Raw genomic sequence first — 12,379 nt, 5'->3', positions numbered from 1 at the left:
ACCTTCATTATAGGAAGGGCGCTGTTAATTTAGTGTTAACGTTTGACGGAACCGATGCTTTGCAGATGTCCAGGGAAGCGCAGACAGAGAGACGGCAGCCCGCTCTTTACAATTGCGTGCCCGTCATGCAGAATAGAAGATTAGAGCATACTGAGGTTGGAGGAAAACAGATGCGTTTACGAGGTAAAAAAGGGGCTCCGGAGCTGCTTCAGCAATCGAAGATTGCGATCCTGGACCCTCAATCGGCACGAGGCCGCTGGCATGAGATCTTCGGGAACGGCCGTCCGATCCATGTGGAACTGGGCATGGGCAAAGGCCAGTTCATCAGCACGATGAGCAAGCTGCACCCGGATGTGAACTTCATCGGGATCGATATGTACGATGAATTAATCGCGCGCGCTTGCGAGAAGGCCGAGGCGCTCCGGGGAGAGCTCGGCGTGGACACCGGGGCCAACTTGAGGCTGGTGCGGGCGAATATCGAATATCTGGAATCCATTTTTGCGGAGGGCGAGATCGAGCGCATTTTTCTCAATTTCAGCGATCCGTGGCCGAAGAAGCGCCATGCGCGCCGGCGCCTGACTCACCCCCGTTTTATCGAGAAATATAAGCACGTCCTGAATGAACGCGGAGAGATCCACCAAAAGACGGACTCGGTGGCGCTGTTCGAGTACTCCTTGAATTCCTACGCCGAGGTCGGTCTTCAGATGCGGAACATCTCGCTCGATCTGCACCGGGACGGTCCTCATCCGGAACATGTCATGACGGAATACGAAGAGAAATTCTCGAGCAGAGGCATGAACATTCATCGCGTGGAAGTTCTGGTGGGACGCGAGGCTTACGAGCAGTACCGGGCTTCGCTGCCCTACGGCAACGAAGGACGGAGCGTCCCGCAGCGATAATGCGACAGGTTAGCCGCCGGCCCGGGCGATGCCCGGAAGCCGGCGGCTTTGTCCTGTGCGGCCGCAGCAAAACGCCCGGCCCTGGAGCGAGTCCAGACCCGGGCGGGGGATTAAAATGGATAAGTCAGGCGGAGGAACTGCCGGAAGGCGGCTGCTCGTAAAGCATGCTCAAAATCGCGTCGGCACACGCCTTCGGGTGATAACGCGAGGCATTCAGCTCGAATTCGCGCCGCCGCGAGGCGACTTCCTCATAGCGGTACGCCAGCTTGTTCATCCAATTCGTTATCGTATGAGCGTTCTCGATTCGCTCGCCATATCCTTTTTCCGTAAAGTAATGCAGGTTCTCTTCTTCCTGGCCCGGCAGCGGTTCGTAGAACAGCATCGGAATGCCCTTCGCCATCGCTTCGGTGCAGGTTATTCCGCCCGGCTTCGTCACCAGCAGGTCGGATACGTCCATCAGCTGATCGATCTGCTTCGTATAGCCGAACAGGCGGATATTCTCATGCCGGAATCTCGGGTTGTCCAGCAGGCGCTGGCGGAGCTTCTCATTGTCTCCGATACAGAACAAGAACTGGATATCATTGCGCCAGCGGGTCAGCAGCTCGCTGGAACGGGTCGGGTCAATGAGTCCCCAGCCGCCGCCCATGACGAGGACGGTCGGGAGCTCCTTCAGCCCGAAGCGCCGGCGGATGGCGGCCTTCGTCTTGCGGTCATGGGTCTCCCAGAACTTCGGATGAACGGGGATGCCGGTCACCAGGATGCGATCGGAAGGAACGCCATGGGACTCCAGCTTTGCCTGCACTTCAGGCGTCGAGACCAGATAGCGGCTAACGCCGGGGCTGACCCAGGTCGCATGCGCGTCGTAATCGGTAATGACCGTGCAGAGCGGCACATCCAAGCCCAGCCGCCGCAGCCGCGAGATAACGGCATTCGGAATCGGATGCGTGCATACGATCATGTCCGGCCTCAACTGGCGCATAACCGTCATCGCCTGCGTATAAAAGACGCGATGCAGAGCCATCGTAGTCAGCCTGTTCAACGATTTGTTATATTGGGTCCTGTACATGAAGCCGACCAGCTTGGGCTGCACGCTGACGGTCTTCCGGTAGGCCTCGATAATGAGCGGCGCCGTCCGCGGATTCAAAAAGCTGCCCAGCTCAATCACGCGCGTCTGCACATGCGGGGACAGCTTGCGGAGGCTGACGGCCAGAGCATGCGCAGCTTGGGTATGCCCGGCCCCGAAGCGCTCCGACAGGATGAGAACCCGCTTCTTGCCTTCCTTATCGTTCGTAAAAGCGAAGCCTGCCGGTACTGACCATGTGACAGGTTCCTGCATATAGGTCACCCTTCTATCCTAAGTAATGTTACTTCCTGGTTGGCGAATCCGCGGCCTCATTATGTCCAGAAGGAGACCGTGCCTACGGCCGCCCCGGTTCCGATCAAGGCCCCTGCCAGGCAGTCGGAAGGATAATGAAGGCCGAGATACATGCGCGACATCGCCACGATCAAGGCGACGGGAAGCAGCGCCCAGGTCAAAATCGGAAAGGCCATCATAATCGGCATGACGATCGAAAAGATGGCCGTCGTATGTCCCGACGGGAACGAATGGTCAATAAGAGGCTTGCGAAACGTTCGTATACCGGGCAGCGCCAAGTGGGGGCGAACCCGCGGGTACCATTTTTTGATAAGAAAAACGGGAATATGGCTTACAGCCAGCGCAACCAGACACTGCCAGCCAATCCGGCTCCAAGGGTCAGGCGCGAACAGGCCAAGGATAAGCGAGAATGCGATCGTGAATGTCGCTCCTCCAAGATGAGTCATTGTATAGAGCACCATGTTCATCCAGTGATGATGAAGACGCTGATTAATCCACAGAAACAACTGCCGTTCACGGTATCCAAGCCACGCGATAACACGGGTCAACATGTCACCCCTCCGTTATGCGATAGATTTTGATGCAATCGTAACAACTTTACATTAACAGAAGATAAGGATTTTGTGAATTTTTGATGTACCCCTTCCTTGGAACCGAGAAGCATACTTAATCATATTTATATTTGGTCATAATTTCAATCACATTATGATGAAGACGCATGCCGATTGGCGGCGAAGCTTGACGAAAGATATCCCGCCCCCACAGACTTCTCTTTTGTCTCTAGGACGTTACTCCTGATTGCAGCCACGGGCTCCTGACGGATGTTTCACTTTCGGATGCAACGGGTAACATGGTGATATCTGCAAGTTAGCCTCGTCAGGTTGATTTTGGTCAGCAACCTTTGCATGGGCTCTTACGTTATAATATGATGTAGGCGTATGCCCATGCGGTCCAGGGCAAGGCGGAAGATGCCTTTTTGCTCGGGTTCAGTATCTTTTTTTGACGAAATGGGGGTCCAAAGCCATAATTTCTTAGCATTTGGACGAAAATAAAGAAAATACCCCGTCAGAGCCCGAACGCCTGCCACTTCACGATCATTCTTGCTTGAATATGAAGCAAAGAACGCATGAAAGCCAATATTAGGTTTTTGACAAACGGATGCAAACGTTAGAAAATCGGGATCGACCGTTTTCTGCCGGGGTAAACATGACAAAGGCCTGCCATGAAAAACAAAGAAAAGGCAGGCTTACAGAAAAAGTGAAATATCATCAGGGGTTAAAAGGGGGACACCAACATGGTGGATAAGTTATTTATCGGCTTGCAGGTGTTGTTGGCCGCGCTCGGGGTCTATCAATTCACCTTGTCGCTGTTCGGCATTTACCGTGAAAAGAAACGACGAAATTACGACCCGCAGAAATCGTTCGCCGTCATTGTGGCCGCGCATAACGAGGAAGCGGTCATTGGAGCGCTTGTCGAGAACTTGAAGCAGCTCGACTATCCGAAGGAAATGTATGACATCTTTGTCATTTGCGATAATTGTACCGACAACACGGCGGACATCGTAAGAGAGCATGGCGTGCAGGCGTGCGAGCGCCACAATCCTCATCAGCGCGGCAAGGGCTATGCCATTGAGTGGATGCTGAACAACCTGTGGGAGATGCCGCGCCAGTACGATGCGGTCGTCATGCTCGACGCGGACAATCTGGTCAGCATGGATTTCCTTCGTGAAATGAATAATGATCTGTGCTCCGGCGCGCGTGTCATCCAGGGCTATATCGATACGAAGAATCCGCATGACTCCTGGATTACGGCCGCTTACGGCGTTACTTACTGGTACTGCAACCGGCTGTGGCAGCTGTCCCGCAAAAATCTGAAGCTGGCGAACTTCCTCGGCGGTACCGGAATGTGCTTCGAGAGCCAGCTGCTGAAGGATATGGGGTGGGGCGCGACGAGCCTGGTCGAGGACCTGGAATTCACGGCGCGCTGCGTCATGAACGGCATCAATCCGGTGTTGAATTACAATGCGCGCGTATACGACGAGAAGCCGTTGACGTTCAAGGCGTCGGCACGCCAGCGTCTGCGCTGGATGCAGGGCCACTTTACGGTGGCGCGCCGCTATTTCTTCCCGCTGCTGTGGCAGAGCGTCAAGGAGCGCAATATGGCGAAGTTCGATATGGCGCTCTATACGATTACGGTCTACACCGTGCTGCTGACGTTTCTGATGACCGCTTTCTTGTGGGTGGACGCGGCGATTTTCAACGGGCCGAACGTGGCCACGTTCTTTGAATATTTGCCGTCATGGGTGACGGTCGTCTCGATGGTGCTGACCTGCAGCGTGTTCGTGCTGGCCCTCGTGCTTGAGGGCGTCAAATCGTGGCGCATCTATGCGTCGCTCATTACGTTCCCAATCTATCTGCTGTCCTGGTGGCCGATTACGTTCTATGCGTTCTTCACGCAGAACAACAAGGTATGGAGCCATACCGAGCATACGCGCGTCGTGCGCTTGGAGGAAATGCAGGGCAAGCAGGTGTCCTGACTCGGGCCTGTCCCGGGGCGGAAAGAATGTCTTGACAATGAGTGCGCAAGAGTGATATAGTAGTTGAGTGTTCAAATAGCATATGATTTAGATTAAGCAGGAGCGCCCGCTTCTCACCTGACCGACGCAAGTTGGCTGGTATTGACGATTTGCCGCGTTGGCGGTGTTTCACATGATGATTATCGGTCTATGTGAGGGATGTGGGCTCTTGAGTCCGCATCCCTTTTTGCATACAATATAAGTTTGCAAGGGCGAAGTGGGAATTCGATTATGGAGGTGGCACACCATTAGCAAAGATCATTTGGTTAACGAGGAGATTCGTGCGAAGGAAGTTCGACTGGTCGGTCCGGAAGGCGAGCAGATCGGCATCAAGCCGTTCCGCGAAGCGCTGCAGATGGCTTACGACGCGAACTTGGACCTGGTGAATGTGGCTCCGCAAGCGAAGCCGCCCGTATGCCGGATTATGGACTACGGCAAGTTCCGCTACGAGCAGCAGAAGAAAGAGAAAGAAGCGCGCAAGAATCAGAAGACGGTTGATATCAAGGAAGTCTGGTTCCGCGCGAACATTGACGAGCATGATTTCCAGACGAAGCTGCGCAACGTCTTGAAGTTCCTGCGTGAAGGCGATAAGGTCAAATGCTCGGTCCGCTTCCGCGGACGCGAGATTGCCCATGCGGATATCGGCAAGAAAGTTCTTGACCGCGTTCTGGCCGAAGCGAACGAGCTGTGCATCGTGGAGCGCGTTCCGAAGCTGGAAGGCCGCAGCATGATTATGATTTTGGCGCCAAAGAGCACCTAAGCGACCTGCCGCGCAGGCTAAGGCGGCGGGATGGATGAACACCGAACTTGAGGAGGATAATTGATTATGCCTAAGATGAAAACGCATAGCAGCTTGAAGGGCCGCTTCAAAATTACGGGTACTGGTAAAGTGCGTCGCTACAAAGCGTACCGCAACCATTTGCTTTCCCATAAATCGCAACGCCAAAAGCGCAACCTGGCAACAAGCCCAGTGATGGCAGCAGGCGACGTTAACCGCATGAAGCAGCAATTGAAAAACTTGAAATAAGCAATTCGGAGACATCGAATCGGGAGGTTAATACGAAATGGCACGAGTAAAAGGCGGATTTACGACACGTCGTCGTCATAAGAAAGTATTGAAACTGGCAAAAGGATACTTCGGTTCCAAACACCGCATCTTCAAAACAGCGAACGAGCAAGTGATGAAATCGTTGCTGTATGCATACCGCGATCGCCGTCAACGGAAGCGTGACTTCCGCAAGCTGTGGATCGCCCGCATCAACGCGGCAGCTCGCATGAACGGACTGTCCTACAGCAAGATGATGCACGGCTTGAAGCTGGCTGGCGTGGACATCAACCGCAAAATGCTGGCTGACATGGCCGTCAACGATGCCAATGCATTCAGCTCTCTTGCGGCAGTAGCCAAAGAAAAAGTAAACGCGTAAGCTTGGATTCATCGTGAGCGCCGCACCGCCGGACACGGCCGTGCGGCGTTCGTTATTAGACAAGCCCTGGTTGCGAGCAACCGGGGCTTTTTGCATAGACTTATTCCCAATATTTGCGGGTCGACAGCTGGCTGGCGAGCTGCTTGCTTCCCGCCCGTCTCTTCTTCCGCAGCTCCGCCCGCTCCTGAGCCGATTCGTGAAGCAGCTTCTCTTCCTCGGAGTCGGGGATGACGGGCGGCACGGCCATCGGCGTGCCATGCTCATCCACCGCCACGAACGTCAGGAAGGAAGTCGCCGCGATGGCGCGCTCGCCGGAGAACAGATTCTCCGATACGACCTTGACGAAGACTTCCATGCTCGTTCGTCCCGTCCAGGTTACATACGATTCCAGGCAGACGGAATCGGACTGCAGTATCGGGCGCAGGAAATCAACCGAATCGGTCGAAGCGGTGATTACGTTGTACCGGCAATGCCGCACGGCCGAGATGGAGGCCAATTCATCGATGGCGCTCATCAGCTTGCCGCCGAACAGGGAGTCATGGTTATTGACATCGTTCGGAAATACGCGGCTCGTCTTGAACACGCGGGATTCGCGGCACAGCTTGGGGGCAAGCCTCGATTGATGAACATCCTTATCTTTCTTCACAATCAATCGTCCTTTCCATGCAACAACTCTTCCGCTTGAATGCGGGGCAGCCTGGACGGCTGCCGCTTCTCATCCTTATATTGTACTCCAGAGCGGGGGATAAGCCAAATCCGTGGCAGGGCGGCCGCCCGCAACCGAGGCCGCGGCACAGCCATATCTGGCCGGTTGGAAAAGGAGAATCAGGCGGCGCCCCGTGCGGACACTGCCTTCGGTTTCCGTTTTCATTGGTACGCATTTTCGGTACAATAAAGAGATGCGACTTCGAGAAAAGAGGGAATGTTATGATCGATTTATCCAAAGCGGAAATTCAGCAAATGGTTGTCCATCAGGTCGGAAGCAAGGCCCGCGACGAAGGGGTTCGCGTCTCTCACGCGCTCTATGACGTGCCAAGCGACGAAGTGAAGGCGACGCTGATGAAGTATTTTATTTCCGGCTTCAAATTCGATGCCTTTTACCGCTTCCATCATGAGGCCGAGCTGCCTTTGAATGAGGTATACACGTATGTGAGCCGCATCTTTCAGCAGCCGGATTCCTTTCACGAGCAGTCCGTTCATTTGCTGCATCATTTGTATGAGCAATCCTCCCATCCGCAGATTAAGCCGGGGGAGCTGTATGTCGTTCATCTCAATAATATCTTGTACAACAACTTCAGCATCGACGCCATCGGCATCATGAAATCGGAGCATAAGGACGTCTTTCTTCAGGTGCAGGAGCGCAATCCGGAAGAGCTTCAGGTCAGCATCCAGGAAGGAACGAACATCCGCAAGCTGGACAAGGGCTGCCTTATACTCAACGTGCGGGCGGAGGCGGGCTACTCGGTCGGCATCGTCGATACGTCGGCAGGCAAGAACAACGAAGCGGCCCGGTATTGGCAGGAAGATTTCTTGAACGTGCGGCTGCTGGAGGACGAGCATTATTTGACGGATAAATATATCGAAATGTGCACGCATTTCTACGAGGATGTCATCGCCGCCTCGGCGGAGGAACCGCCGGAGAAGAAGGAGAAGCTGGAGTTCATTCATCATACGATCGAGTACTTCGCCAAGCACGAACAGTTCGAGGAGGAGGCCTTCGCCGAGGAGGTTATTGTGCAGCCGGAGATCGTGCCGATCTTCAAGGCGTACAAGGAGACGTACGAGGAAGCGAACGAGTTGCCTCCGCTGAATGAATTTCCGATTTCCCAGGCCGCCTTGAAAAAGGCGAAGCGAACGTATAAAAATAATATCCGGACCGATACGGGAATCGAGCTGAAGCTCAAGAGCGACAGCTTCGCTTTCGTGGAGAAGGGCTTCGATGAAGAGCGGGGCATGCATTACTATAAAGTTTTCTATAACGAGGAAGAATAGAATCGCGGGGAGGCAGCCCAAGGTCCAGAGCTTGCCAGACCCAGATTTGAGAAGGAAGGGCCATCATACAGACGGGAAAGGGCCGGATAGAATACCTTGTATGGAATCAACCGTGAAGGAGGGATTCGCATGCGGGGTGTTACGAGAGCTCAGGCTTCCAAGCTGGTCGGCAAACGGATCTATGCGCTTCACAAGAACGGATCTGTCGTGTCCGGCAAGCTGATTCGCATTTCCGGGAACCGTCTGGTGCTGGAGCAAGCGAAGGGCAAAAAAGTAAAAACAAAAGCCATCATTCCATTGGTTTTATTCGATCTTCTCGCCATTGGCACAGCCCCATTCGCGTTTGGGGGATTCCCTTACGGGGGGTACGGGGGATACGGGTATGCCGGTTTCCCGTACGGATCTTTTTGGTAAGCCGATACAGTCAACCATCATTCCAAGACGAGCGGGCCACATGAGGATATGGGAGCGGAGAGCCTGGGGGGAACCCCAGGCTTTCATGCTGCCGCCGGACGGATTGGGCGGATGTCAGCGCCTGTCCAGCGGCTTTTCCATCTCGTGGCATGCGATCTGCGCGATGTACCGCTTTACCCGGTAACCATGCCGCTCGTAGAATCGCTGGGCGGCGTCGTTGCCTTGATCTACGTAGACGCGGGAAAGGAGGCAGCGCTGCATGCGCCCGTGCCGTTCCGCCCGTGCCAGAAGCGCGGAGCCGCATCCTTTGCCCTGGGCAGCGCTGCTGACGGCGAGCAGATCGATCAGCAGGATGTCGTTCTTCGCTTGGACAAGCGCGAAGCCGACGGGCTGATTTCTGCGGTTCGCAGCGACATAGGTGACGCCCTTCCGGAGCCGGACCGGAATATCCTTCAGCACTTGGCTCTCTTCCCAGATGAGGTTGGAGTGGGGAAGCAATTCCTCCAGAACAAGGCGGCGAATGATGCGGTCATCGGAAGCGGGGCGCCGAAGCCGGATGTTCATGCCCGATTCCCCCTTTGCTGCATCGCGAATGATGTATTATATGTGCCGCCTTCGTTCCCCGTGCCGATCCCACCGCTCTTTCGGCCTTTCACGGAACCCCGAATAAACGGAATGCCCTAAAACGTTATAGTACGGAAAAAAGCCGAGGTTTTTGCCGATTTCCGGCATTTCGCGAGGCTATGCTGTCATTTTGCCGGATGACCGCTTTACAAATTTTTTTAACACCGCCTCTTGACTCCTGCATATCGTAGGAATATAATGTTTCTAAACATTTGAAAGACATTGACCATATTTACAACGGCAATGAAGAGGACGAAGCATAAGGGCCCTTATGAACAGAGAGCGCATGGAAGTCTTGCTGAGACCGGCGCCATAATCCCTTATAGGCGAGCTCACCTCGGAGCTGTTCTCCTGAACGGATACCAGGCCATGGCCCGGATATGTCAGTAGGGGGAATCGTCAGGCGCGCGTTAGGCGCCCAGAGTATGCGCTGTCCATGCCTGTTATGGACAACTCTATCGGCGTATACTTGCAGAGATTTCATATCGTGAGATGTGGAATGAACATGGGTGGTACCACGGAAGCACAACCTTTCGTCCCTTAGGCAGCGGCAAGCTGCGGGGGCGGAAGGTTTTTTTGTTGTATTTCAAGCCTGGCCAGGCACAACACACCATGACAACCAAGCCCGATTGGAAATCGACAAGGATGCGTAAGGAGGATGGCAAAATGAGCACACACCAAACGGCAATGCGCTCAACGGATGAATTAAAAGAAAAATGGATGAAGCCTGAAGTGATTACAGGCTCCGAAATTTTGCTTCGCAGCTTGTTGTTGGAAGGTGTGGAGTGCGTGTTCGGTTATCCGGGCGGCGCCGTGCTCTACATCTACGACGCGATGCACGGCCGGGAGGATTTCCATCATGTCTTGACCCGGCATGAGCAAGGCGCCATACATGCCGCCGACGGTTATGCGCGGGCAAGCGGCAAGGTGGGCGTCTGCATCGCGACATCGGGTCCCGGTGCTACGAACCTGGTCACAGGCATCGCTACGGCATATATGGATTCGGTTCCGCTCGTCGTCATTACCGGCAACGTAGCGACGACGTTTATCGGAACCGACGCCTTCCAGGAGGCGGATATTACCGGCATCACGATGCCGATTACGAAGCACAGCTATCTGGTTCGGAAAGTGGAGGACCTGCCGCGAATCATTCATGAGGCGTTCCACATCGCGAATACGGGCCGCAAAGGGCCGGTGCTCATCGATATTCCGAAGGACGTGTCCGCGGCAACGACCTTGTTCCAGCCGGTGACGGAAGTGAACATTCGCGGGTATAACCCGACCGTCCAGCCGAACAAGTATCAGGTCGAGAAAATGATGAAGGCCATTGCGGAAGCCGAGTCGCCCGTCATTCTGGCCGGAGCCGGCGTCATTCATTCCGGGGCGCACGAGGAATTGTTCGAGTTCGCGACGAAGACGAAGATTCCGGTGACGACGACCTTGCTCGGACTTGGAGGCTTCCCGAGCGGGCATGAATTGTGGATGGGCATGCCCGGCATGCATGGAACGTACACGTCGAACATGGCTATCCAGCAAGCGGACCTGCTTATCAACATCGGCGCCCGCTTCGATGACCGCGTAACGATGAAGCTGGACGGATTCGCTCCGAAGGCGAAGATTGTGCATATTGACATCGACCCGGCCGAGATTGGCAAAAATGTGCCGACAGACATTCCGATTGTGGGCGATATTAAGTCGACGCTTCAATTGGCTAATGCTACGGCGGTTCACAACGATAAAGCAGACGCGTGGCGCGATCAGGTGCAGAAGTGGAAGGACGAGAAGCCGCTGGCTTTCATTGACTCCGATTCGGAGCTGAAGCCGCAATGGGTTATTCAGATGATTAATGACACGACCCAAGGCAATGCGATCGTGACGACGGACGTCGGGCAGCATCAGATGTGGGCGGCCCAGTACTACCGCTTCAACCACCCGCGCTCCTGGATTACATCCGGCGGCCTCGGCACGATGGGCTTCGGCTTCCCGTCCGCCATCGGCGCGCAGATGGCCTTCCCGGAACGGACCGTCGTCTCGATCAACGGCGACGGCGGGATGCAAATGTGCGCGCAGGAGCTCGCCATCTGCGCCATCCACAATATTCCGGTCAAGGTGGCCATCATCAACAACCGGGTGCTCGGGATGGTGCGCCAATGGCAGGAGCTCATCTACGACAACCGGTACAGCCATATCGATTTGGCAGGCAGCCCGGATTTCGTCAAGCTGGCGGAAGCCTACGGCGTGCGCGGCTTCCGGGCGACGACGAAGGAGGAAGCGGAGCAAGCCTGGACAGAGGCGTTGAACACGCCTGGGCCGGCCGTCGTCGAGTTCGTCGTACGCAAGTACGAGAACGTCTACCCGATGGTAACCCAGGGCTGCACCATTGACCAAATGATAATGGGGGATTGCGAATGAAACCGATGAAGCACACCATCGCCGTCATCGTCAACGATCAGCCTGGCGTACTGCAGCGCGTATCCGGCTTGTTCGGCCGCCGCGGATTCAACATTGACAGCATTACGGTAGGAGCCTCGGAGGAAGAAGGCCTCTCCCGCATGGTCATCGTGACGACCGGCGACGAGCATACGCTGGAGCAAGTAGAGAAGCAGCTGTACAAAATTATCGATGTCATCAAAGTCGTCGATTTGAGCTCTCAACCGATGGTGTCCCGCGAGCTGGCCTTGATCAAGGTGAAGGCGGAGCCGCGGGAGCGTCCGGAGATCCTCGGCGTCGTCGAGACGTTCCGCGCGACGGTGGTCGATATCGGACCGAACACGATCATCGTCCAAGTGGTGGGCGAGTCCCAGAAAATCGAAGCGATGATCGAGCTGCTCAAGCCATACGGCATCCGCGAGATCAGCCGCACCGGCGTGACCGCGATGGTTCGCGGGCAGGCTGCGGACGGGAAGTAACCGATATGTGCCGTGCACGCTCCGGCCGGCTTCGCGATGGCCGCGGGCATTCCCCGAATGAGGGGGTCTCTCAGGGGATAACTCAGGCACAACCGGAACAACCGATTGTCCCTTGAAATACCCTCATTCATTCGGGGTTGATTATTATCTCACTTATTAATAGGAAG

General features: G+C 55.1%; 13 protein-coding genes. 9 read left to right on the top strand and 4 right to left on the bottom strand.

Annotated elements, in window-relative coordinates:
• Nucleotides 1-170: 170 nt before the first annotated feature.
• Nucleotides 171-899, top strand: a complete 729-nt coding sequence (gene trmB / locus L6439_RS21345; RefSeq protein ID WP_168181197.1) for a tRNA (guanosine(46)-N7)-methyltransferase TrmB — start codon at nt 171-173, stop codon at nt 897-899.
• Between the two features lie 124 nt (nt 900-1,023).
• Here trmB and L6439_RS21340 read toward each other — a convergent pair whose 3' ends face one another.
• Both L6439_RS21340 and L6439_RS21335 read right to left on the bottom strand, forming a co-directional pair.
• Nucleotides 1,024-2,235 (bottom strand): MGDG synthase family glycosyltransferase, encoded by a 1,212-nt coding sequence (locus L6439_RS21340; protein WP_172879011.1) that lies wholly within the window; start codon nt 2,233-2,235, stop codon nt 1,024-1,026.
• Nucleotides 2,236-2,294: 59 nt separating this feature from the next.
• Nucleotides 2,295-2,822 (bottom strand): phosphatase PAP2 family protein, encoded by a 528-nt coding sequence (locus L6439_RS21335; protein ID WP_374043200.1) that lies wholly within the window; start codon nt 2,820-2,822, stop codon nt 2,295-2,297.
• 746 nt (nt 2,823-3,568) lie between these two features.
• Between L6439_RS21335 and L6439_RS21330 the strand changes: the two genes are divergently transcribed.
• The 4 genes from L6439_RS21330 (at nt 3,569) to rplT (ending at nt 6,273) form a co-directional block, all read left to right on the top strand.
• Entirely contained in the window at nt 3,569-4,810 is a 1,242-nt protein-coding gene (locus L6439_RS21330; protein ID WP_168181195.1) for a glycosyltransferase family 2 protein, read from the top strand.
• Nucleotides 4,811-5,111: 301 nt separating this feature from the next.
• Nucleotides 5,112-5,609, top strand: a complete 498-nt coding sequence (gene infC / locus L6439_RS21325; RefSeq protein WP_168181221.1) for a translation initiation factor IF-3 — start codon at nt 5,112-5,114, stop codon at nt 5,607-5,609.
• A gap of 66 nt (nt 5,610-5,675) precedes the next feature.
• Nucleotides 5,676-5,876 (top strand): 50S ribosomal protein L35, encoded by a 201-nt coding sequence (gene rpmI / locus L6439_RS21320; protein ID WP_006677982.1) that lies wholly within the window; start codon nt 5,676-5,678, stop codon nt 5,874-5,876.
• A 37-nt stretch (nt 5,877-5,913) separates the two neighbouring features.
• Complete coding sequence (gene rplT, locus L6439_RS21315; protein WP_006284825.1) at nt 5,914-6,273, top strand: 50S ribosomal protein L20; 360 nt, start codon at nt 5,914-5,916, stop codon at nt 6,271-6,273.
• Nucleotides 6,274-6,373: 100 nt separating this feature from the next.
• Here rplT and L6439_RS21310 read toward each other — a convergent pair whose 3' ends face one another.
• Complete coding sequence (locus L6439_RS21310) at nt 6,374-6,925, bottom strand: acyl-CoA thioesterase (protein ID WP_168181194.1); 552 nt, start codon at nt 6,923-6,925, stop codon at nt 6,374-6,376.
• Nucleotides 6,926-7,200: 275 nt separating this feature from the next.
• Here L6439_RS21310 and L6439_RS21305 point away from each other — a divergent pair, with 275 nt between their 5' ends.
• Together L6439_RS21305 and L6439_RS21300 are read left to right on the top strand one after the other, a co-directional pair.
• Complete coding sequence (locus L6439_RS21305) at nt 7,201-8,265, top strand: nucleoid-associated protein (RefSeq protein ID WP_168181193.1); 1,065 nt, start codon at nt 7,201-7,203, stop codon at nt 8,263-8,265.
• A gap of 129 nt (nt 8,266-8,394) precedes the next feature.
• A complete protein-coding gene (locus L6439_RS21300) occupies nt 8,395-8,679 on the top strand; it encodes a 50S ribosomal protein L33 (protein WP_168181192.1) in 285 nt (94 codons plus the stop codon).
• A gap of 114 nt (nt 8,680-8,793) precedes the next feature.
• On the opposite strand, the gene L6439_RS21295 is transcribed toward L6439_RS21300, so the two are convergent.
• Nucleotides 8,794-9,243 carry a GNAT family N-acetyltransferase gene (locus L6439_RS21295; protein WP_168181191.1) on the bottom strand — a complete coding sequence of 150 codons (450 nt, stop codon included), beginning with the start codon at nt 9,241-9,243 and terminating at the stop codon, nt 8,794-8,796.
• A gap of 726 nt (nt 9,244-9,969) precedes the next feature.
• On the opposite strand from L6439_RS21295, the gene ilvB reads away from it, so the two are divergent.
• Together ilvB and ilvN are read left to right on the top strand one after the other, a co-directional pair.
• Nucleotides 9,970-11,715, top strand: coding sequence for a biosynthetic-type acetolactate synthase large subunit (gene ilvB, locus L6439_RS21290; protein ID WP_168181190.1), 1,746 nt, complete (start codon nt 9,970-9,972; stop codon nt 11,713-11,715).
• Complete coding sequence (gene ilvN, locus L6439_RS21285; RefSeq protein WP_168181189.1) at nt 11,712-12,212, top strand: acetolactate synthase small subunit; 501 nt, start codon at nt 11,712-11,714, stop codon at nt 12,210-12,212. The genes ilvB and ilvN overlap by 4 nt, the downstream gene beginning before the upstream one ends.
• The last annotated feature ends 167 nt before the right edge of the window (nt 12,213-12,379 follow it).

The sequence above is a fragment of the Paenibacillus dendritiformis genome, from assembly GCF_021654795.1.
GTDB lineage: Bacteria > Bacillota > Bacilli > Paenibacillales > Paenibacillaceae > Paenibacillus_B.
This window is presented reverse-complemented; position numbering and strand designations above follow the sequence as displayed.